Source organism: Janthinobacterium woesei, from assembly GCF_051380875.1.
Taxonomy (GTDB): domain Bacteria; phylum Pseudomonadota; class Gammaproteobacteria; order Burkholderiales; family Burkholderiaceae_D; genus Janthinobacterium.
Genome location: NZ_JBNYXW010000001.1, coordinates 364,214 through 385,104, shown reverse-complemented (window position 1 = coordinate 385,104; position 20,891 = coordinate 364,214). Strand labels below are relative to the sequence as shown.

At 62.0% G+C, this 20,891-nt stretch carries 19 protein-coding genes, 1 tRNA gene and 1 pseudogene; 8 read left to right on the top strand and 13 right to left on the bottom strand.

The annotated features are described in order from the left end of the window. Positions 1 to 237 precede the first annotated feature (237 nt). From trpE to trpC, 4 genes are all read left to right on the top strand, one after another. Complete coding sequence (gene trpE, locus ACQ4W6_RS01735) at positions 238 to 1,734, top strand: anthranilate synthase component I (protein WP_436565451.1); 1,497 nt, start codon at positions 238 to 240, stop codon at positions 1,732 to 1,734. Between the two features lies 1 nt (position 1,735). Then, positions 1,736 to 2,299 (top strand): aminodeoxychorismate/anthranilate synthase component II, encoded by a 564-nt coding sequence (locus ACQ4W6_RS01730; RefSeq protein ID WP_436553863.1) that lies wholly within the window; start codon positions 1,736 to 1,738, stop codon positions 2,297 to 2,299. Positions 2,300 to 2,364: 65 nt separating this feature from the next. Further along, on the top strand, positions 2,365 to 3,408 hold the full coding sequence (gene trpD / locus ACQ4W6_RS01725) for an anthranilate phosphoribosyltransferase (protein WP_436565450.1): 1,044 nt from the start codon (positions 2,365 to 2,367) through the stop codon (positions 3,406 to 3,408). Positions 3,409 to 3,441: 33 nt separating this feature from the next. Continuing rightward, positions 3,442 to 4,242 (top strand): indole-3-glycerol phosphate synthase TrpC, encoded by an 801-nt coding sequence (gene trpC, locus ACQ4W6_RS01720; RefSeq protein ID WP_436565449.1) that lies wholly within the window; start codon positions 3,442 to 3,444, stop codon positions 4,240 to 4,242. A 27-nt stretch (positions 4,243 to 4,269) separates the two neighbouring features. Here the strand turns inward: trpC and ACQ4W6_RS01715 are convergent, their stop codons facing one another. From ACQ4W6_RS01715 to dkgB, 9 genes and pseudogenes are all read right to left on the bottom strand, one after another. After that, positions 4,270 to 5,472 (bottom strand): GGDEF domain-containing protein, encoded by a 1,203-nt coding sequence (locus tag ACQ4W6_RS01715; protein ID WP_436565448.1) that lies wholly within the window; start codon positions 5,470 to 5,472, stop codon positions 4,270 to 4,272. A gap of 285 nt (positions 5,473 to 5,757) precedes the next feature. Beyond that, positions 5,758 to 7,611 carry a M61 family metallopeptidase gene (locus ACQ4W6_RS01710; protein WP_436565447.1) on the bottom strand — a complete coding sequence of 618 codons (1,854 nt, stop codon included), beginning with the start codon at positions 7,609 to 7,611 and terminating at the stop codon, positions 5,758 to 5,760. Positions 7,612 to 7,659: 48 nt separating this feature from the next. Then, a complete protein-coding gene (locus ACQ4W6_RS01705) occupies positions 7,660 to 8,238 on the bottom strand; it encodes a nucleotidyltransferase family protein (protein WP_436565446.1) in 579 nt (192 codons plus the stop codon). A 13-nt stretch (positions 8,239 to 8,251) separates the two neighbouring features. Beyond that, positions 8,252 to 10,522: a xanthine dehydrogenase family protein molybdopterin-binding subunit gene (locus ACQ4W6_RS01700; protein ID WP_436565445.1), complete on the bottom strand. Its 2,271-nt coding sequence runs from the start codon at positions 10,520 to 10,522 to the stop codon at positions 8,252 to 8,254. Positions 10,523 to 10,532: 10 nt separating this feature from the next. Further along, a complete protein-coding gene (locus ACQ4W6_RS01695) occupies positions 10,533 to 10,991 on the bottom strand; it encodes a (2Fe-2S)-binding protein (RefSeq protein WP_436565444.1) in 459 nt (152 codons plus the stop codon). A gap of 131 nt (positions 10,992 to 11,122) precedes the next feature. Beyond that, entirely contained in the window at positions 11,123 to 11,839 is a 717-nt protein-coding gene (locus ACQ4W6_RS01690; protein ID WP_436565443.1) for a DsbC family protein, read from the bottom strand. A gap of 149 nt (positions 11,840 to 11,988) precedes the next feature. Continuing rightward, positions 11,989 to 13,221 (bottom strand): FAD-dependent monooxygenase, encoded by a 1,233-nt coding sequence (locus ACQ4W6_RS01685; protein WP_436565442.1) that lies wholly within the window; start codon positions 13,219 to 13,221, stop codon positions 11,989 to 11,991. A 65-nt stretch (positions 13,222 to 13,286) separates the two neighbouring features. Beyond that, positions 13,287 to 13,472: pseudogene (locus tag ACQ4W6_RS01680) on the bottom strand (LLM class flavin-dependent oxidoreductase); the annotation flags it as partial. 22 nt (positions 13,473 to 13,494) lie between these two features. Further along, the gene (dkgB, locus tag ACQ4W6_RS01675) at positions 13,495 to 14,319 is read right to left on the bottom strand and encodes a 2,5-didehydrogluconate reductase DkgB (RefSeq protein WP_436565441.1); all 825 of its coding nucleotides are present in this window, start codon (positions 14,317 to 14,319) and stop codon (positions 13,495 to 13,497) included. Positions 14,320 to 14,534: 215 nt separating this feature from the next. Here dkgB and ACQ4W6_RS01670 point away from each other — a divergent pair. Then, positions 14,535 to 14,610 (top strand) — tRNA-Phe (locus tag ACQ4W6_RS01670). Between the two features lie 226 nt (positions 14,611 to 14,836). Here ACQ4W6_RS01670 and ACQ4W6_RS01665 read toward each other — a convergent pair. Together ACQ4W6_RS01665 and ACQ4W6_RS01660 are read right to left on the bottom strand one after the other, a co-directional pair. Beyond that, the gene (locus tag ACQ4W6_RS01665) at positions 14,837 to 15,574 is read right to left on the bottom strand and encodes an anti-sigma factor family protein (protein ID WP_436565440.1); all 738 of its coding nucleotides are present in this window, start codon (positions 15,572 to 15,574) and stop codon (positions 14,837 to 14,839) included. Then, entirely contained in the window at positions 15,571 to 16,077 is a 507-nt protein-coding gene (locus tag ACQ4W6_RS01660; protein ID WP_436565439.1) for a sigma-70 family RNA polymerase sigma factor, read from the bottom strand. Before ACQ4W6_RS01660 ends, ACQ4W6_RS01665 begins: the two co-directional genes overlap by 4 nt. A 91-nt stretch (positions 16,078 to 16,168) precedes the next feature. On the opposite strand from ACQ4W6_RS01660, the gene ACQ4W6_RS01655 reads away from it, so the two are divergent. Then, the gene (locus ACQ4W6_RS01655; protein WP_436565438.1) at positions 16,169 to 17,512 is read left to right on the top strand and encodes a S8 family serine peptidase; all 1,344 of its coding nucleotides are present in this window, start codon (positions 16,169 to 16,171) and stop codon (positions 17,510 to 17,512) included. A gap of 95 nt (positions 17,513 to 17,607) precedes the next feature. Continuing rightward, positions 17,608 to 18,381, top strand: a complete 774-nt coding sequence (locus ACQ4W6_RS01650) for a hypothetical protein (RefSeq protein WP_436565437.1) — start codon at positions 17,608 to 17,610, stop codon at positions 18,379 to 18,381. Between the two features lie 224 nt (positions 18,382 to 18,605). On the opposite strand, the gene ACQ4W6_RS01645 is transcribed toward ACQ4W6_RS01650, so the two are convergent. Next, entirely contained in the window at positions 18,606 to 19,724 is a 1,119-nt protein-coding gene (locus ACQ4W6_RS01645; RefSeq protein WP_436565436.1) for a J domain-containing protein, read from the bottom strand. 40 nt (positions 19,725 to 19,764) lie between these two features. Next, positions 19,765 to 20,304: a DUF2058 domain-containing protein gene (locus ACQ4W6_RS01640; protein WP_436565435.1), complete on the bottom strand. Its 540-nt coding sequence runs from the start codon at positions 20,302 to 20,304 to the stop codon at positions 19,765 to 19,767. A 277-nt stretch (positions 20,305 to 20,581) separates the two neighbouring features. Between ACQ4W6_RS01640 and ACQ4W6_RS01635 the strand changes: the two genes are divergently transcribed. Continuing rightward, positions 20,582 to 20,887 carry a PsiF family protein gene (locus ACQ4W6_RS01635; RefSeq protein WP_436565434.1) on the top strand — a complete coding sequence of 102 codons (306 nt, stop codon included), beginning with the start codon at positions 20,582 to 20,584 and terminating at the stop codon, positions 20,885 to 20,887. Positions 20,888 to 20,891: the final 4 nt, after the last annotated feature.

The window sequence follows — 20,891 nt, the reverse complement described above, 5'->3', positions numbered from 1 at the left end:
CAACTACATCGTGAACACGTTTCTCATCAAAAAACACAATATCACCCAAACCGGCTCGATTGAGGCCTGGCTTTGGCGACGCTGGCAATCCTGGCAGGCCTAAGGCCGAGCCGTGTAAGATTGCTGCCGGTGGCGCGCGTACTTTGCGTGCACCTGCAGGTTTTTTGATAACCCACCGCAGGGTTTGTGCCTTGTAAACACAACGCACATTCGTACCCTGACGGCATGGAGAGAAACATGACCGAACTCGAATTCAAATCGCTGGCCCAGCAAGGCTACAACCGCATCCCCCTGATCGCGGAAGCCTTCGCCGACCTGGAAACCCCGCTCACGCTGTATCTGAAACTGGCGCAAACCCAGCATGGCGGCAAAAACACCTTTTTGCTCGAATCGGTCGTCGGCGGCGAACGCTTCGGCCGCTATTCCTTCATCGGCTTGCCCGCCACGACCGTGTTGCGCAGCTATGGCAGCCGCACCGAAATCGTCAAGAACGGCGCCGTGATCGAGGAACACGAAGGCAATCCGCTCGACTTCATCGAGCAATACCAAGCCCGTTTCAAGGTGGCCTTGCGCCCAGGCATGCCGCGCTTTTGCGGTGGCCTGGCCGGCTACTTCGGCTACGACACGGTACGCCACATCGAGAAAAAGCTGGCCGGCGGCGCGCCCAAGGACGACTTGAACCTGCCCGACATCCAGTTGATGGTGACGGAAGAACTGGCCGTCATCGACAACCTGTCCGGCAAACTGTATCTGATCGTGTATGCCGACACCACGCAGCCCGAGTCGTTCTCGAAAGCGCGCCAGCGCTTGAAAGACTTGCGCATGATGCTGCGCCGCGGCGTCGATGCGCCCGTGACCAGCGCCTCCGTGCGCACGGAAACCATCCGCGACTTTTCCAAGGAAGACTACCTCAAGGCTGTCGCCAAGGCGCACGAATACGTGATGGCCGGCGACTTGATGCAGGTGCAGATCGGCCAGCGCATCCGCAAACCGTATGTCGATTCACCGCTGACCCTGTACCGCGCCTTGCGTTCGCTCAATCCGTCGCCGTATATGTACTTCTATAATTTCGGCGACATGCAGATCATCGGCGCCTCGCCTGAAATCCTGGTGCGCAACGAGAAGTTGGCCGACGGCGGCAAGAAAGTCACCCTGCGTCCCATCGCCGGCACCCGTCCGCGCGGCGCCACGCCCGAGCGCGACGCGGAATTGTCCGCCGAACTGCTGGCCGATCCGAAAGAGATCGCCGAGCACGTGATGCTGATCGACCTGGCGCGCAACGACATCGGCCGCATCGCCACCACCGGCAGCGTGCACGTCACCGACCGCATGGTCATCGAAAAATACTCGCATGTGCAGCACATCGTCACCAACGTCGAAGGCACATTGAAAGATGGCTTGTCGAACCTGGACGTGCTGCGCGCCACCTTCCCCGCCGGCACCCTGACGGGCGCGCCGAAAGTGCGCGCCATGGAAGTGATCGACGAACTGGAAATCACCAAACGCGGCATCTATGGCGGCGCCTGCGGCTACCTGTCGTTTGGCGGCGAAATGGATGTGGCGATCGCCATTCGCACGGGCGTGATCAAGGACGGCATGCTGTACGTGCAGGCCGCCGCCGGCATCGTCGCCGACTCGATCCCTGAAATGGAATGGCAGGAAACCGAGAACAAGGCGCGCGCCGTACTGCGCGCCGCCGAACAAGTGCAAGATGGCCTGGATGGGGAGTTTTAAGATGCTGCTGATGATCGACAACTACGACTCCTTCACCTACAACATCGTGCAGTATTTCGGTGAACTGGGCGAAGACGTGCGGGTCTACCGCAACGATGAAATCACGATCGAACAGATCGAGGCGCTCAATCCGGACCGCATCTGCATCTCGCCCGGCCCGAAAGCGCCGGCGCAGGCAGGTATTTCGGTGGAAGTGCTGAAACACTTCGCTGGCAAGAAGCCAATTTTGGGCGTCTGCCTGGGCCACCAGGCCATCGGCGAAGCGTTTGGCGGAAAAGTCATCCGCGCCAAGCAAGTCATGCATGGCAAGACTTCCGTCATCGCACATACGGGCGTGGGCGTCTTCAAGGACATCCCCAGCCCCTTCACAGTGATCCGCTACCACTCTTTGGCGATCGAACGCGCCTCGCTGCCTTCCTGCCTGGAAGTGACAGCCTGGACGGACGACGGCGAAATCATGGGCGTGCGCCACCGGGAATACGATATCGAGGGCGTGCAATTCCACCCCGAATCGATCCTCTCGGAGCACGGCCACGCCTTGCTGAAGAATTTTCTCGAGCGCTGATTCCATGCGCACGCCACGGCGTGCCATCAGTGTCCTCCTGCGCCATCATTGAAGAAGGAAGCATCATGCCGATCACCCCACAAGAAGCCCTGCTGCGCTGCATCGAACACCGCGAGATTTTTCACGACGAAATGCTGTACTTATTCCGCCAGATCATGTCCGGCGAAATGTCGCCCACCATGATCGCCGCCCTGACCATGGGTTTACGCGTGAAAAAGGAAACCATCGGCGAAATCGCCGCCGCCGCGCAAGTGATGCGCGAGTTTTCCACCAAGGTGCCCATGGCCGACACCACCAACCTGCTCGACATCGTCGGCACGGGCGGCGACGGCGCGCACACATTCAACATTTCCACGGCGTCGATGTTCGTCGCCGCCGCCGCCGGCGCGCGCGTGGCCAAGCATGGCGGACGCAGCGTGTCTTCCTCGTCCGGCAGCGCCGACGTGCTGGACTCTTTGGGCGTCAACATCAACCTGCAGCCCGAGCAGATCGCCCAGTCGATCGCGCAAACGGGCATCGGCTTCATGTACGCACCGAACCACCATGCCGCCATGAAGCATGCGGCGCCCGTGCGCCGCGAGCTGGGCGTGCGCACCATTTTCAATATCCTTGGGCCGCTGACCAATCCCGCCGGCGCGCCCAACATTCTGATGGGCGTGTTCCACGCCGACCTGGTCGGCATCCAGGTACGCGTACTGCAGCGCCTGGGCGCGCAGCATGCCATCGTCGTGTATGGCCGCGACAATATGGATGAAGTGTCGCTGGGCGCAGCCACCATGGTGGGCGAACTGGTCAACGGCGAGATCCGCGAATATGAAATTCACCCGGAAGATTTTGGCTTGCAAATGATCGCCAGCCGCAACCTGAAGGTGGCCAATTCGGTGGAATCAAAGGCAAAGATGCTCGAAGCGCTGCGCGGCGAGCCGGGTGCGGCAAGCGACATCGTCGCCCTGAACGCGGGCACGGCGCTGTACGCGGCCGGCGTGGCCAGCTCGATCGAAGATGGCCTGGTGCGCGCGCGCGCCGCCGTCAGCTCGGGCGCCGCGCTGGCAAAACTCGATCAATTCGTGCAGGTGACGCAGCAGCTGGGCACCCCGCTGCAAGCGTAACCTCCCCGCCATCCCTATAGAACAGCGACCATCATGTCCGACATACTCGATAAAATCCTGGCCGTCAAAGCCGACGAAGTGGCAAAGGCGAAAGCCTACCGCAGCCTGGCCAGCCTGCGCAGCGACGTGGAAAACGACAGCGCCCTGCGCGCCGGCCTGCGCAATTTTGAAGCGAGCCTGCGCCAGCATATCGCAGCCGGCAAGCCCGGCATCATCGCCGAAGTGAAAAAGGCCTCGCCATCGAAGGGCGTCATCCGTGCCGACTTCCGCCCGGCCGACATCGCCGCCAGCTATGCGGCGCATGGCGCGGCCTGCCTGTCCGTGCTGACGGACGAACAGTTCTTCCAGGGTTGCATAGAATACCTGCAGCAGGCACGCGCCGCCTGCGCCATTCCCGTGCTGCGCAAGGATTTCATGGTCGACATGTACCAGATCTATGAAGCGCGCGCCATGGGCGCCGATTGCATCCTCTTGATCGTCGCAGCCCTCGACCATGGCCTGATGGCGGAGATGGAGGCCTGCGCCCACGAACTGGGCATGGGCGTGCTGATCGAAAGCCATGACGGCACGGAACTCGATGCGGCCTTGAAACTCAAGAGCGCATTGATCGGCATCAATAACCGCAACCTGCGCACCTTCGAGACCTCGCTAGAGACCACCATCGGCCTGTTGCCGCGCATCCCGCAAGACAAATTGATCATCACGGAATCGGGCATCCTTGGCATGGCGGACGTGAAACGCATGCGCGAAGCCGACGTGCATGGCTTCCTGGTGGGCGAGGCGTTCATGCGCGCACCGGATCCCGGCGTGGAACTGGAACGTTTGTTCAGCTAATTGTTCAGCTAATTGTTCAGCTAAGATTCAACGGCCACTATCGCCTGCGGCTGTGGCCATGCTCCGCGCCGCAGTAGCGCCCTTTAGATCACACTCGATGCGGTCGCGGCCATTTTCCTTGGCCTGATACAAGGCCGCATCGGCGCGCGACAGCAACTGATCCAGCTCTTCCTGTATCGACGCCTGGCAAGCCACGCCGATACTCACCGTACACGGCGGCAAACCGTGTCCATTCGGTTCGCGCAGCAAGGCGCGAATGCGCTCGGCCACGCCAAGAGCATTGTGCGGCATCATGTCCGGCATCAGCACGACAAATTCCTCGCCGCCAAAGCGGGCCACGTAATCGCTCTCGCGCAACGCGCCGCCGATAATCCTGGCCACATGCGCCAGCACCTTGTCCCCCATCGCATGGCCATAGCGGTCATTGATCGACTTGAAAAAATCCAGGTCGATGCTGAGCAAGGTCAAGGGCTGGCCTTTGCGCCGCAAATTGGCCTTTTCGCGCTCATACGCATCGCCAAAGCCGCGCCGGTTCAGCACCTGCGTCAATGGATCGTGCGTGGAGCGGCGCTCGAGTATCATCTGCAGGCGCCGCGTAGCCACCGTCATGAAGCCGACGGTCAGCAGCAGCGCCATGAAATTGGCCGCCGCCAGGTAGATGCTCGCTTGTGTGCCCGCGACCGTCAAATCCACGTTGGCGCCACCATGCCGCAAGGCCATGCCACCGCGCATCAGCACCACGCAAGCCTGCAGCAGCATCAGCGCGCCAAAGAAGAAACTGGAAAAATGGCGCTCGCCGTGCACAAGCACCAGCTGCGCCTGGCGCGCATAGAAAAAGAACACTACCAGGGAAAAGACCGCCACGCGCCGCGAAAAATCGGGCGTCGCCAGCAGCCACCAGGCGATGCCAGCCACGCCGAGGCAGCAAACGAGCGTATAAAAGCGCAGGCTGGGCACCTGGCCATAGAATTTTTCCGTGCCCAGCATCGACAATCCGATCCCCAGCATCAAGGCGGCATTCGCCCCCAGCAGCGCCATCGCGTCGGGCCAATTGCCGCGCATACTGAACAGGAAAGAGGCGCACACCAGCAGCAGCAAACCCGCCGACCAGTGACCCAGTCCGTGTACCTCGCGCCGGAAACTGCGGTAGACGGAAAACATGACGATGCTCATGGCCCCGCACATCAGGGTAGTCATCAACATGATGGTGCGGGGATCGAGGGTTTCCACAGACGATTGAAGCCTAAAAAATCAATAGCGCAATTTTAGTTCAGTTATGGCAAATATGCTGTTGTTGTTTCAACGACGCATGCCCGCCGCCGGCAACTTCGATGCGGTCGCGCCCCAGCTGCCTGGCCCGGTACAGCGCCAGGTCAGAGCGCGTCATCTATACCGTCAAGCACGGGAAATTTCGCGGGATAAATTAAACAGCAAATCAGGCTGACAACTGCCGGCAGGATAAAGCTCGATCATCGCATGAGCCACCTACCGGCATTATCAATATGACTGGCGTTTTTACTGTGCGCTAGGGCGCTTCGGTTTCGTGGCTTTCTTTGGCGCCGGCAAGACGGTCAGATTGACGCCCGGTGCCCGGTCGCCCTGCAGCAGGGCAGTGAATGTCATCAGCTCGTCGCGGCGGAAAGCGTGGATCGCCACGGTCGCGCCGACCGCATAACGGCCCAGCAAGGTATCCAGGTTGGCCGGGTTGCCCGTCACGCGCAAGCCATCGACAGCCACCAGCACGTCACCCGCCGACAGGCCCGCCAGGTGGGCGGCGCCACCCTGATGCACCTGCGCCAGTTTGGCGTCGTTGCCGTCGCGGCCCAGGTTGGCGTCCAGGCTCGGTTTCTGCGCCTTGCGCGTATCGCTGACCTTCACGCCGAACGGCGCCAGCAAGCGCGCCAGCGGCACGTCGTCGGTGCCACGGATGTAGCGCTCGAAGAACGGTTTCATGCGCGTGCCGGAAATTTCATCGAACAGGGCTTCGACTTCGGCCGGCGTCACGCCGCAGCCTTTGCCCGCCTTTTCTCCTTTGCCCTTGTAGAAGTCGCGGCCATAGCGCTGCCACAGCGCCTGCATCACATCGTCCAGCGATTTTTCGCCATTCGTCTTGCTGCGCAGGGTCAGATCAAACGCCAGCGCGATCAGCGAGCCCTTGGTGTAATAGCTGACGATGGCGTTCGGTGCATTTTCATCCTGGCGGTAGTACTTGCCCCAGGCGTCAAAGCTGGAATCGGCCACGCTCTGCTTGCTGCGGCCACTGCCGCGCAAGACGCTGTTGATGGTTTTTCCCAACAGCTTGAAGTAAGCTTCCTCGTCGATCAGGCCCGCGCGCACCAGCATCAGGTCATCGTAGTAGCTGGTAAAGCCCTCGAATAGCCACAGCAGCGGCGAATAGCTTTCCGCCTGCAGGTTGTACGGTGCGAAGGCGGCCGGCTTGATGCGCTTGACGTTCCAGGTATGGAAGTATTCGTGGCTGCACAGGCCCAGGAATTTCAGGTAGCCGTCGCCAATCTCCGTACTGTTTGAAGCCGTCGTTGGCAGGTCGGCACGCGCGCAGATCAATGCCGTCGAGGCGCGGTGTTCCAGGCCGCCGTAACCGTCGCCGACGGCCATGGTCATGAACACATAGCGGTCCATCGGTGCTTTTTTTGTCTTCGGTTCGAAGAAGGCGATCTGCGTTTCGCAGATGGCTTTCAGGTCGCGGCACAGGCGCTCCAGGTCCAAATTCGGCACCTTGCCCGTGACGACGATATCGTGCGGCACGCCATGCGCCTTGAAAGTGGCCAGCGCAAAGTCGCCCATCTCCACCGGGTGGTCGATCAATTCATCATAGTTGGCCGCCTGGTAGCTGCCGAAGCCATAGCGCTTGGCTTTCAGTTCCGGCAAGGTGGTGGCCACGCGCCAGGTCTTGCAAGCGGCATCCTTGGGCTGCACGATATTGACTTCATGCGGCTCGGCCTCCTGTCCCAGCACGCGCAGGAACACGCTGGTGCCATTGAAGAAGCCGTGATTCTGGTCCAGGTGGGCGGCGCGCACTGACAAATCCCAGGCATACACGTCGTATTCGAGCGTCAATGCACCCTGGCAGGGCGCAGCCTGCCACGAATGCTTGTCAAGCTTGGTCAAGGCCACGGCCTTGCCTTCAGACTCGGCACGAATGCTGACGATGTTGCGCGAGAATTCGCGGATCATGTAGCTGCCCGGGATCCAGGCCGGCAGGGAAAATACCTGGCCGATGGCGGCCGGCGCCTTGACGGTCAGCGTGACCTTGAACATGTGGCCGGCCAAGTCTGCGGCGGCGATACTGTAGATGATGCCGGCGGCGGGTGCCTTGGCGATGATTTTTTTTACCGGTGCTTTCTTCATGTTTTCCTCGTGTCTGGCATGTCTTCCCGGGAGCGCCACTGCCCCGCCTTACAAATCGTCCGGAGTATCGATGTCGCGCAGGATGCCAGCGTCATCGACGATCACTTCCTGCACCGCATGGCTGTGCACGATGCTGCGCGCACCCTGGTCGCCGTCCAGCGCCAGCAACAGCGGCAAGTGGACAGCGCTGAACGCGACAGGGTTGCCGCGCCGGCCCTGGAAGACGGGCACCGCGATGCGCGCGCCATCGGCAATGGCTTGCGACAAGGCGGCGATTGTAGCGCCTTCCACGTAAGGCATGTCGCCCAAGGCGATCAGCCAGCCCGGCGCGCCGCGCACATGCCCGATGGCGCAGGTCAGCGATGCCGCCATGCCCGTGTCGGCATCATGGCAGACGCGCACTTCACAGCCCAGTGCGCCCAGTGCGCGCGCTACCTGCGTGTCGTCGGCGCGCACCACGGCCAGCACGCGCGGCAAGGCCGCCAACATGGCTTTTGCCGCCGCCACCACCACCGGCAAGCCCGCATACGGGCCTTCCGCCAACGGCTGCAATAATTTGTTCTGCACGCCGGAAGGATCGAACCTGCGTCCCCTTCCGGCTGCCAGCAAGATGCCAACCGTACTCAAAATACCACTACCGTCATGCCGCCGCCAGGTCGAATGGCAGCTTGCGCAGGCGTTTTCCCGTCACAGCAAACAGCGCGTTGGCGAACGCCGGGGCCAGCGGCGGCACGCCGGGTTCGCCCATGCCCGTTGGCGCATCACCCGATGGCACCAGGTGCACCTCGATCACCGGCATGTCGGGCATGCGCGGCACCGGGTAGTCGCCAAAGTTCTGCTGCTCCACCACGCCATCCTTGAGCGTGATGGCCGCGCCGGGAATAGTCATGCCCAGCGCCATCAGCGCGGCACCCTGCACTTGCGCCTCGATCGTCAACGGGTTGACGGCCAGGTTGCAATGCACGCCCGCCCATACCTGATGCAGCTTGGGCGCGCCGTCGGCGACCGACGCCGTTACCACGTAGGCGACCACGGAATTGAACGATTCGTGCATGGCCACGCCCCAGGCCTGCCCTTTCGGCAGCTTCTTCTTGCCGTAGCCGGATTTGGCCACGGCCAGGTCCAGCGCAGCGATGTGGCGCGTGTGCTTCGCGTCGATCAGCTGCTTGCGGTAGGCGACGGGATCCATCTTCGCCACGTGCGCCGCCTCGTCGATCAGGGTTTCCATGACGAAGGCCGTATGCGTCGAGCCGACGGAGCGCCACCACAGCACGGGCACGTTCGCCTTGGCCGTGTGCACCGACAGCTTCATCGGCAAGGTGTACGGTTCGCCCATGCCTTCGACCATGGTGCCATCGACGCCATTTTTCACCATGAAGGCTTCGAACGGCGTGCCGGCCATGATGGACTGGCCCACGATGGTATGCTCCCAGGCGAGGATTTTCCCTTTGGCGTCGAGGCCAAGCTGCGCGCGGTGCACGTGCGACGGCCGGTAGTAGCCGCCCTTGATATCGTCCTCGCGACTCCACATCAGTTTCAAGGGCCCGCTCTTGCCCGCCGCGCGGTACGCCTTGGCGACATTGACGGCTTCGACCACGTAGTCGGAGGACGGCACGGCACGCCGGCCAAAGCCGCCGCCGGCCATCATCGTATGCAAGGTAACCTGCTCTGGTTTCAGGCCGGAAGTGGCCGCGATGGCCGCCTGGTCGCCCGTCTGGAATTGCGAACCGACCCACATCGTGCATTTGTCGGCCTGCAGGTCGATGACGCAATTGAGCGGCTCCATCGGCGCGTGCGCCAGGTAGGGAAACTCATACACGGCTTCGATCTTCTTCGGCGCCGACGCCAGCTTGCTCATATCGGCCGCTTTGGCGACGATGCCCGGCGTGCGGGCCAACGCCTTGAAGGCTGCCAGCTGCTTGTCGCTGCTGACCTTTTCCACGGCACTGGTGTCCCACTCGATCACCAGCGCATCGCGGCCCTGTTTGGCGGGCCAGTAGCCGTCCGCGATCACGGCCACGCCGCTGCCGCCACGGTCGGTTTTGACTTCCAGCACTTCAAGCACGCCCTTGATGGCCTTGGCCTTGGTCGCGTCAAATTTCGCCACCTTGGCGCCAAACACGGGCGGACGCGCCACCATGGCCACTTTCGCCCCAGGCGGCTTGAAGTCGATGCCGAACTGCTGCTTGCCGGTGGATTTGGCGGTGGCGTCGAGCCGTTTGACGGGCTTGCCGATAATCGTGAATTCGCGCGGATCCTTCAGCTTCACCGTGGCCGGCACGCTCTGGCGCATGGCCGCATCGGCAAGTTCGCCGTAGCTGGCCTTTTGTCCGCCGGGGCCATACAGCACGCCCTTGGCGGTACGCACCTGGTCAGGCGCCACTTGCCATTGCGCGGCGGCGGCGGCCACCAGCATGGCGCGCGCCTTGGCGCCGATTTCGCGGTACTGCGCATACGAATGGGCGATACTGCCCGAGCCGCCCGTCATCTGCATGCCGTAGGCGGCATCCTTGTACTGCTCCCCTGCCGGCGCCAGCGCGCCATGCACCATGCTCCAGTCGGCGTCGAGTTCTTCGGCGATCAGCATGGGCAAGCTGGTTTGCACACCCTGGCCAAACTCCAGCCGGTTCACCTGCACCGTCACCGTGTTATCGGGAGCGATGTGCAAAAAGGCGTTCGGCGCATCCACCGGCTTGGCGGGCGCGCCATCGGCCGCCAGCGCCAGCTTGCCAGCGCCGGGCAGGAAAAAGCCCAGCATCAAGCCGCCACCGGCCACCGCGCCGGCCTTCATGAAACCGCGCCGCGAGACGCCTTCAGCGGCCGGGGCAGGCGTTGATGCCGATGCCAGCGCCGCACCCAGAGTCACCCCGCCATGCTGCAATGCTTCCTGATTCAACCATTCGATACGCATGTCGTTCTCCTCAGGCCAGTGTCTTGGCCGCGTCCTTGATGGCTGCGCGGATGCGTTGATAGGTACCGCAGCGGCAGATATTGCCGCTCATGGCGCCGTCGATATCGGCGTCGCTGGGCGACTTGTTCGTGCGCAGCAGTGCGGTGGCGCTCATCACCTGGCCGCTTTGACAGTAGCCGCATTGCGGCACGTCGAGGCGTACCCATGCCGCCTGCACGGCCTTGCCCACCTGGTCGTTTTCCATCGCTTCGATAGTGGTGATCTTTTGCGCGCCGACCGAGGAAATCGGCGTGATGCATGAACGGATAGGCTGCCCATCGAGGTGCACCGTGCAGGCGCCGCACAGGGCCGCGCCGCAGCCGAACTTGGTGCCCGTCATGTTCAGGTTATCGCGCAGCGCCCACAGGATGGGCGTGGATGGATCGGCGTCGACTTGCATGTCGCGTCCATTGATATTCAAGGTAATCATTTGCTGCTTCCCCTTTTTTGGCTTGTTATTGCGTCTACAAACAACACTTGATGATACGACAGCGGAAAAAATGCAAAAAAAAGCGCGCCTTGCGAGGGCGCGCCGTCCGGCCTTCCTGGCGACAGCCCGGATTACTTGATGGCCGAGAGTTTCTGCTCCAGCGTCTTCGTATCGATGGCGCCGGGAATGCGGCTGCCGTCGGCAAAGAAGATGGCCGGCGTGCCCGAGACGCGCAACTGCTGGCCCAGGGCCAGAATTTTTTCATGCGGGTTGGCGCAATTGGCGGCAACCGTGGCCGGCACCTTACCGTTCAGCATCCAGTCGTCCCAGGCCTTGTTGCGGTCTGGCGCGCACCAGACATTGCGCGACTTGGCGATCGAGTCCGGCGACAGGATGTTGTACATGAAGGTATACACGGTGACGTTGTCGATTTCCTTCAGCGTGGTCTGGCGGAAGCGCTTGCAATAGCCGCAGTTCGGATCTTCGAACACGGCGATCACGCGCTTGCCATTGCCCTTGACGGTTTTCATGGCCGAATCGAGCGGCAGGTCGGAGAACTTGATGCGATTGACTTCGTCCAGGCGCACCTTGGTCAAGTCTTGCGACGTCTTGGCGTCGAAGACGTGGCCAACGAACAGATACTGCGCATTCTTGTCCGTGTACAGGATGTCACCACCCGTGCGCACTTCGTACAGGCCGCCATACGGGGTTTCCTTGACCGAATCGACCTTGGCGCCTTCGCCCAGGCGCGGCTCGATCAGCTTCTTGATGTTCACTTCCGTCGGTGTTTCCGCGCCGGCGCACGACATCATCAGGCCCGAGGCCAGCACCAATGCGATTCTGCTCATTTTTATCACTCTCACTTCTCCACTTGAAACGCCCGGCGGAACTGGCATCTGGCCCGGCGCCGTTACCTCTTTAATAAAACGATCGCCGCAGACCAGCTGCGGCGACCTTGAATTTTCACTGCTACCATTATCCGGCACAATCTTAAGGCTTACTGATGTCCCAATGCATGCGCAATCATTTTTCGCTTCAGGGCGGGTAATTTGTCCAGCAAGTTTAATCCCAAATTGCGAACCACGCGCAGCGGTTCCAGATCGGCGCCGAATAAACGCGCCAGGCCATCGGTGGCCAGCTGCATCAGCAGCACGTCTTCCTTGCGCGCGCGCGCATAGCGGGCCAGCACGCGCTCGTCGCCAATGCCGCGCTGCGCTTCGCGTTCGGCTATCGTCTTGACCAGTTGCGCCACGTCGGCAAAGCCCAGGTTCATGCCGTGGCCGGCCATCGGATGCACCACGTGGGCGGCGTCGCCCACCAGGGCCACGCGCGGCGCCACCATGGCGTGCGGGCGCATCAGGGTCAGCGGAAACGCGCGCACCAGCTCTGGCTGCAAAGGCGTCAGTTTTCCCAGTTTGTCGTGGCAATATGCGGCCAGGCGCGCGGCCAGGGCATCGGCCGGCTCGGACATCAATGTATCGGCCAGCGCATCGGGCGCCGACCAGACGAGAGAAACGCGTTCGCCCGGCAGCGGCAGCAGCGCGACGATGCCGTCACTGCCCGTGAACCACTGGTGGGCCGCGCCATGGTGCGGTTTTTCACAGGCGAAGTTGCTGACCACGCCGCGCTGGCCATATGAACGGTAATCGAGGCCGATGTCGCACTGGCCCCGCACCCACGACTGGGCGCCATCCGCACCCACCACCAGCGCGCAGGTGATGCTGTCGCCGCCATCGAGGTGCACGATGGCGCAATCATTCGCCCATTCCAGGCGGCTGGCGCGGCCCTGCACCACATTGACGTTCTGCGCGAATTTCAGGGCGGCGTCCAGCGCCTGGCCCAGGTTGCGGTCTTCGACGATCCACGCCAGTGTGCCCACATGGGCGCCATAGGCATCGAAACCGAGTCCGCCCGCCTGCGCGCCGTCGCCGTTGACCTGCATGGCGTCAACCGGCGCCACTCTGTCGGCATCGAGCGCGCCCCATACCTTCAACGACGACAGCAACTGGTGCGCCGTGTGATTGAGCGCATACACGCGCACATCCCAGCTGGGCTCGACCGGCTTGACAGCGGAAGCGGGCGCGCTGGCCGGGCATAGCAAGGTGACGCTTTGTCCTGCTTGGGCAAATGCCAGCGCCGTGGTTTTCGCGATGGCGCCGTTGCCGACGATACAAACGTCGCTGTGGCTATGCATGAAGCGCCGCATGGTGGGGGAAGAGGGACTGTTCATGCGGCCATTATAGCGTTTGCCCCACCCTTTTCAGATAGTCCGGCAGTACAGGACGCCTGCCCAGATCAAGCTACGCCATGAAACACGGGAAGCACATAGTGCGCAATCTCCTGGATGGTCTCGGCCAGCGGGCGGCGGTTCTGCCGCAGCTGCAAGCCGATATGCTGCACGCCGGCGTCACGCATGGCCTGCAGTTCGGCGATCAAGCCATCGCGCCCCGTGCGCCCACCAAAGCGGAAACGCTGCAGCGGCATGGCAGTCATGGTATTCACCTCAGTCCCACTGCGGCGCCAGGCCGTCCGGATTGGCCAGGCGCTCGCCGCGCTCCAGGGTCGCCATCTGCGCCATGTCATCCGGCGACAGGGTGATGCGCTTGAAATGCAGGTTCGCTTCCTGGTTGGCGCGTTTGGTCGACGACGGAATCACGGCAAAGCCCTGTTGCAGCGACCAGCTCAGGGCCACCTGCGCTGGCGTCACGCCGTATTGCGCGGCAATCGCCACGATCACCGGATCGACGACTACCTTGCCATAGGCGAGCGGCATGTAAGCCGTGATGTGGATACCCTGGCTGCGCACGAAATCGATGACCTTGCGGTTTTGCAGGAAGGGGTGTATCTCGACCTGCTGCGTGGCGATTTGCGCCGCCCCCACCATATCGATGGCCTGCTGCAGCTGCGCGTTCGTGAAATTGGACACGCCGATGGCTGCAGTCAGCCCCTGCGCCTTGGCTTCAGCCAGCGCCGCCATGTATTCGGCCACGGGAATAGCGTCCTGCGGCGATGGCCAGTGGATCAGGGTCAGGTCCAGTTGTTCCAGCCGCAGCTTGTGCAGGCTGCCTTTCAGGCTGAAAATGAGCTTGTCGCGCTGCAGGTTCTCGATCCAGATCTTGGTGGTGACGAATAAATCGTCACGCTTGACGGCGCTGGCGGCAAGCGCCTGGCCCACTTCGGCTTCATTGCCGTAGATTTGCGCCGTATCAATATGGCGGTAGCCGACGTCGAGACCGGTGGTGACGGAATCGATGACGACCTGGCCCTGCAGGCGGAACGTGCCCAGGCCAATGTCAGGGATGGCGGTATGCTGCGTATTGGTGTTCATGCGGTAATCCTCTCGATGGGTTGCGATGCAAGGCGGGGCGACTGAAGCACCGCCGACAGCCACACTATGCGCCCATCCTTTGTTGAGAAAAATACCGCTTACCTCAAATAATATTTGACTCAAAAGCAAATAATAGGAGGCGTTTCCATAAAATACAGGAAAAGTGGCAGCCGGCTCTTGCATTCGCGTTTTGGTCTGCTATAATTCGCCACCTTGGCCTGGTAGCTCAGTCGGTAGAGCAGAGGATTGAAAATCCTTGTGTCGGTGGTTCGATTCCGCCCCGGGCCACCAAGAACATTGTTCACGCAACGCCCACTCATGCAAGTGGGCGTTTTTGTTTCTGAAGCAGAAAAGTCCTCCTGTCCGCCCCATTTCCGGTTTTTCGGGCGCAGATAGGCTGACGTAACTGCGCAGGTGATCGTAGCGCCGTCACGCCTTCGGCGCCGGTGCTCGATGCGGGAAACTGTTCTGAACGCGGCTGGCGCCAGCTTTGCAGTACCGGGCGGGCTCGCCGTTATCAGCGTTGCCAGCCCTTGCGCCGGGCCAGTTGTTCGGCCTGGGCGTCGAGGGTCTGGCCGGCGATGCGCGCATCGATCGCCTCGTTGACGGCGGCCGGCACTGCGTTGCCGGCTTGCTGATAAACGCCACTGGCCTTCTGCTCCACTTGCGCCATCAAGGGTAACTGCCAGCGCGCGCCCTGACGGCAGGCCAATCCGGCCCCCTGTCCCATGATAAAACTGCGGCAGTAATTGCCATCGCTGCCGATAAAGCTCACACCGATCCGGATACCCTGCGCCGACGGGCCTGCGCTGGCGAGCTGCTCAGATAAGGTGGTGGCCAGCGGTCCGTGCGCGAAAAGCGCGCCGTCAGCACTGACGACCGATGGAGGCGCCGCATCGCCGCTCAAGCTCTGGTGGCCGACACTGCCAGCCAGTACGCCAATGAGCAGGGTTGCGGCCAGCGATCCCCATTCCGGCCATTCCCAGCGCCGGCGCGGCAGTTTTGTCAGCCGGGTTGCGCGCGCAGCCTGCAGGTCGACGACCCCGGCCGCGGCAGCGCTCAGGCGTGCTGGCACCGCCTCCTCGACGATCGGCACGAAAGCGGCGAACACGTCCACGCGCAAAGCCTGATGATGGCGCACACGGGCGGCAAGCTCCCCATCGTTCTCAATGGCGCGTGCGACAGCGGCGCTGGTCTTGTCATCGAGCTCACCATCGGCGTAGGCCATCAACGTTTCATCGGAAAAACTGCTCATACGGTCCTCGTTTGATCGGATAAAGACGCTTGCAGGGCTGCACGCGCACGCGCCAGACGGCTCATCAGCGTACCCAAGGGTAAATCCAACACATCTGCGGCCTCCCGATACGCCATGCCGTCGACCAGCACTAGACCGACCACCATCCGGTGGTCTTCCGAGAGCAGGCTGATCGCCTTCTGTATCGCCAGACGCTGCTGGTGGGCTTCGGCAAAGCCGTCACCAACATGCTCGCCCGCCTCTTCCGGCGCAAAGATATTGTCGCGCCGGATACGCGAACGCACTTCATCGATCCAAGCATTCTTCATGATGCGAAACATCCAGCTGTCAAGCCGTGTGCCGACCTCCCACTGCGCACTGCGGTTCAGCGCCCGCTCTACGGCGACCTGTACCAGATCGTCGGCATCGTCACGGTTATATACAATACTGCGGGCAAATCGGCGCAGCCGCGGCAGCAGCGCAGCAATTTCACCGTGAAGCGGAGTAGCGGCAGATGTCATCATTGCTTGTTAAACGTTTCGCGGCGGGACTTTAATCCCTGTTCCAGACGTTTTATCCTGTAGAAATTTCAAACCATTATATGATCTAGCCAGCATGAAACCCAAACCATTTTCCCTGCTTGCGCGCCTGCTGCGCCCGATCCTGCTACTGAGCGCCGTCCTCGGCGTTGCACCGGCGCAGGCCCAGTTACGCCTGCCATCGCTGAATCTGCCCTTGCCGCAGCCGTCGGGCGTGATCGATACCGAAACGCTGCGCGACCGTGGCGCGCGCTTGCTGGCCGGTGCCGATGTGCGTGCGCTGGGCGAGTTGCGCCTGCTACAGGTGGGCGATCTGCTGCGCCGGCACCGCGATGTGCTCGAGCCGGACCCGCACGGTGAACCCATGGTGCGCAGTCAGATTCTGGCTTGGTCGCCCAGTGCTGCCAGCCTGCAGGCCGCCAAGGCGGCTGGACTGCAAGTGATCGAAGTGAGCACCCTCGGCGTTCTGGACGAGACCATTGTCGTGCTGGGGGTGCCGGTCGGCACCAGTACCGCCGCCATGCTGGAAAAATTGCGAGCACTCGATCCGGGCGGCCAATATGACTTCAACCACGTCTATACCACCAGTGCCTCCCGGCCAATCGGGCTGTCAGCGCCGGGCAGTGCGCCGGCGCTGCCCGCCACCGCCGCGCGCAGCGGCGTGCGCATTGGCCTCATCGATGGCGGCGTTGCCGACAACCACCCGGTATTTCGTGAGGCGGCGGTCACGCGCTGGGGCTGTGAGGGAAGGCTGATCCCGGATGCGCACGGCACCGCCGTGGCGGCGCTGATGGTCGGTCACTCGTCGCGTTTTCGCGGCGTGGCGCCGGACGCTGAACTATACGCGGCCGATGTGTATTGCCGTTCGCCGACCGGCGGCGCAGTCGAGCGCATCGCCGCCGCACTTGGCTGGCTGGCCAAACAGCGCGTGGCTGTGATTAATATCAGTCTGGTCGGTCCGCCGAACCTGATGCTGGAGCGCGCCGTTGGCGCAATGGTGCGACGGGGCCACTTACTAGTGGCCGCGGTGGGCAATGACGGCCCGGCCGCCGCGCCGCTGTACCCGGCCAGCTATCCGGGCGTGGTCGGGGTCAGCGGCGTGAACCGCGACGGCCGGACGCTGCCGGAAGCGGCGCGCGGACCACAGGTGATGTTTGCCGCACCCGGCAACCAGATGGTCAGTGCGGCCTTGGGCCGCCCACCTTACCGCGTGGTCCGCGGCACCTCCTTCGCTGCGCCTATCGTTGCGGCGATGCTGGCCGGCGAACTTGGCGAGCCGGAGCCACAGGCCGCCAGACAGGCGATCCGCACGCTGGCGCGCCAGGCATCCGGCGTGCCGGCAAATGGCGTCAGCAATGAAATCGGATACGGCGTACTGGGGGGCGCGTTTCGCAATGACCCGGACAATTTCCGCGAATGAAAAAATATTTTGCGATCTTGGATTAAATACCGGTGTCCGAACGTTTTCCTTGTAACAACTGCGGATTGTCCGTGGTGCCAACAAGGAAAATTATCATGAAAACGGTCAACATCGTTAAACAATTTACCATTGTCGTGACCCTCGGTCTGGCGTTTTCGGTCCACGCCCAATTGCTCGGCGGCAGAGGCACCGTCGGCGGCATGATCGGCGCCAGTGGTGCCGGCGGCTTCGGCGGCACGGGCAGCCTGGGTAATGTCACCCAGATAACCGGCCGCGGCTCCATGACGGGTAGCGCCAATTCGGCAGGTCATCTGGTTCAGCCCGAGAATCTGGGCAAAACGGCCATCCCCAACGCCGATGCTGCCGGCAATGGTGCGGCCGGCTTGCTGGAAAATGTGAATGCAGCGACCAATACTGCGCGCACCGAAGGCTTACGCAAATCGGCCAACGCCAACGGTAGCGGTTCGGCCAGCTTGTTCGATGGCGGCACCGCCCACACGGCCGGGAATGCAGCAGGCAACGCCGGCGCATCGGGCGGCGGCAACGCAACCCTGGGTCTGGGCATCAGCGGTGGCGTGGACGCAGCCGGCAGCGTCGATCAGGGCGCCCGCAACACCGCGCAGCCAGCACGTCAGGGTGTACATGCCCAGGCTGAAACCACCCGCACCTTTGCTCAGGCAAGCGGCGCAAATGCCAAAAACACCGTCGGCCAGATGAACACCACCGGCAACGCCCGGCAGATCGCCGGTGCGGCCCGCTCGGCAAACGTCAAGCCACAACGCAAGGCGAACGGTACAGCGCAGGGCAGTGGGAGCAGCAGCGTCTCCGGCAGCGTCTCCGTCGGCGGCAGCGCCACCAAAGGGGAATAAGGGCCAGCGCTTGATACGCGGCTGAGCCACAAAGGCCAGGAGCTTCCCATCCGGCCTCAACGCCAGCCAGCGGCTCAATATCACCACCGGGTTCCCCAGGTCGGCGAAACGGAAGAAATCCGTTGCCAACTTTATGTTCCAGTGCAATAGCGCGACGGCCCCCAGCTCAGTCCGTATAGCAGAAGATGGAAACTCCTAGTGTGGCTGCGTCGATTCCGCCCGGATCAATACCAATAAGCATCACTATAATCGGACGCCTCGACCGGCTGATACGTCTTCAGCCATGCCTTGAGCTTGTTGACATCCCTGAACTCTTCCAGCTCGGCGACGATGGCATCAAGCTTGGCCTGCATCTCGGCAATATCAACGTGCAGGCAACGTAACAGCGCTTGCGGCGTCAAGCGTCCGCGCTGTTGCCCGCTCATTTCCTGTGCCGCCGCGGACTCGCTGCCGGCGGTCTCGCGTTCGAGCTCACGCAGTTGGCCATCGAGAATCTTGTTGTACTGCTTGATCCGCTCCTCGCTCAGATTGTTCAGGTCGGCTTGTTCGATCTGTTCAATCTCCAACTGCAGCGCCAACAGGTCCAGCAGGTCGTTGGCCGCATACGCCACATTTACGCGCTGCATCAGCGCCGTCTTGCGTTCGCGCTCGGCGGCATCTGGCTCGCGGTCCGGGTGCAGTTCACTGACCAGCTTGCGGAAAATATCGCGCACCGATTGCTTGAGCTTGTCTGCCTCGGCTGCCTGGCGCTGTTCGCGCGCGAGTGCGCTGGCCGGCTTGGGGCGCGTGGCGGCCTTGGCCTGCGCAGTTTGCTGCTCCTGCTCGGCGCGCTGGTGCATCTGCGCTGCCAGCGCCTCCAGCATGGCCTCGGGCGAGCGCAGATCAACCTCGGCATCCATTTGCACGCCCAGAATCTGCTCCATCATGTCGCGGAACGCTGCGCCATCCTGGTCGGCCTCCGCGTCGAAGTCGCCACCGCTGTGACGGTTGTAGATATCCTTGAGTTCGGCATCGTCGCCGTCCGCGAGCACATCGAGCGCCACCGAACAGATCAGGTCGACCAACTTGGCCCGCTCTTTCTTGCCCATCGACTTGTGCTGATGCATCTGGTCCAGCAGCAGTACCAATGCCTTCTGATGCACCGAATAGGCTTGCACGAGCGGCTGGAACTCTTGCTCGGCCTGGCGCATGATGGACGGCATGGCTTCATTCCAGGCGGCTAGCCGCAAACGCATGGCCTCGATTTTCTTGATCAGCGTATTGAATTGCTTGCGGGCACGCGACACAGGCCCCTTGGTGCCTGGTTCGGCGATGCAAATGGAATACTGCGTAGTCAGTTTCATAGGGGTAGTTACGAATATTAATGAATAGACACCAATACCATTACCACATCAAATCATCCGGAATCTGGAACGCCGCGTATGGATCGTCCTCTTCCACTTGCGTGCTGGCCTGTTTCACGCGCACGACGATGGCGGGGTCGCGTTCGGCGATCTTGTCGGCGATGATGCGCGGCACCAGTTCCACGGCGCCGCCCAGGCAGATGATCACCAGGCGGCCCGCCACCAGGTGAGCTTGCACGGCGGCCGTGACATAGATGCGCTCGATCTTGTTGTTGAACGTGAAATTGTATGGCACGTCGCCGTTGTTGCCCTTGCTCTGGCGATTCTTTTGCACCATTTGCGCAATTTGCGCCACGATGGCCTTTTGATTCGCGGCCGCGTCGCGCTGGGCGTTCAATTCGCGGGCGCGCTCGGCGTTCTTGCGCTGCGTCTCGAGCGCGGCCAGGCGCACTTCATCGACACTTTGCGTGCCGCTCTTGCGCTCGTCCTTCTTTTGCTTGCTCTTGTCCTGATTCGCCAGCTTGACTTTCTTCTTGTCGACCAGGCCGGCCTTTAAAAACTGCTCTTGCAACGAGACCATAACTACTCCGTATTGAGGGTGCGCCGGCCAAGGCAGCAACATCGGCCGGTGAAAGACGCTAGCATAGCAAAAAACGGCACGCCCGCTGCCGTAGAAATGGCCGCCCGGGCCAGCTGGCCGGGGGCGTGGCGGTACGCACTGACGCATGCATAACAAAAAGACACACTCGAGTGGAAATTTTGTTGATAAATGTCATATAGTTAGTTACGTTCTGCATATCGGCAATTGTTTGCCGATTGCAATTCCCTTCCAAAGCCTGCGTCTACAAGGATCTGCCATGAAACAATTAATCGCTCTCTGCATCGCCGCCGCGTTTGCCGGCACCGCCTTTGCCGCCGCACCGGAAGCGGCGCCCGTCGCCAAGACGGCGCAACAGTCGAAAATGACCACCTGCAACGCGGATGCCGCCGGCAAAAAAGGCGATGAACGCAAGGCCTACATGAAGGAATGCCTGAGCGCCAAGCCGGCCCCGGCCATGACGCAGCAAAACAAGATGAAGTCGTGCAATGCCGACGCGAAGGACATGAAGGGCGATCCGCGTAAAGCGTTCATGAAGCAATGCCTGAGCGCACCGAAGAAATAAACCC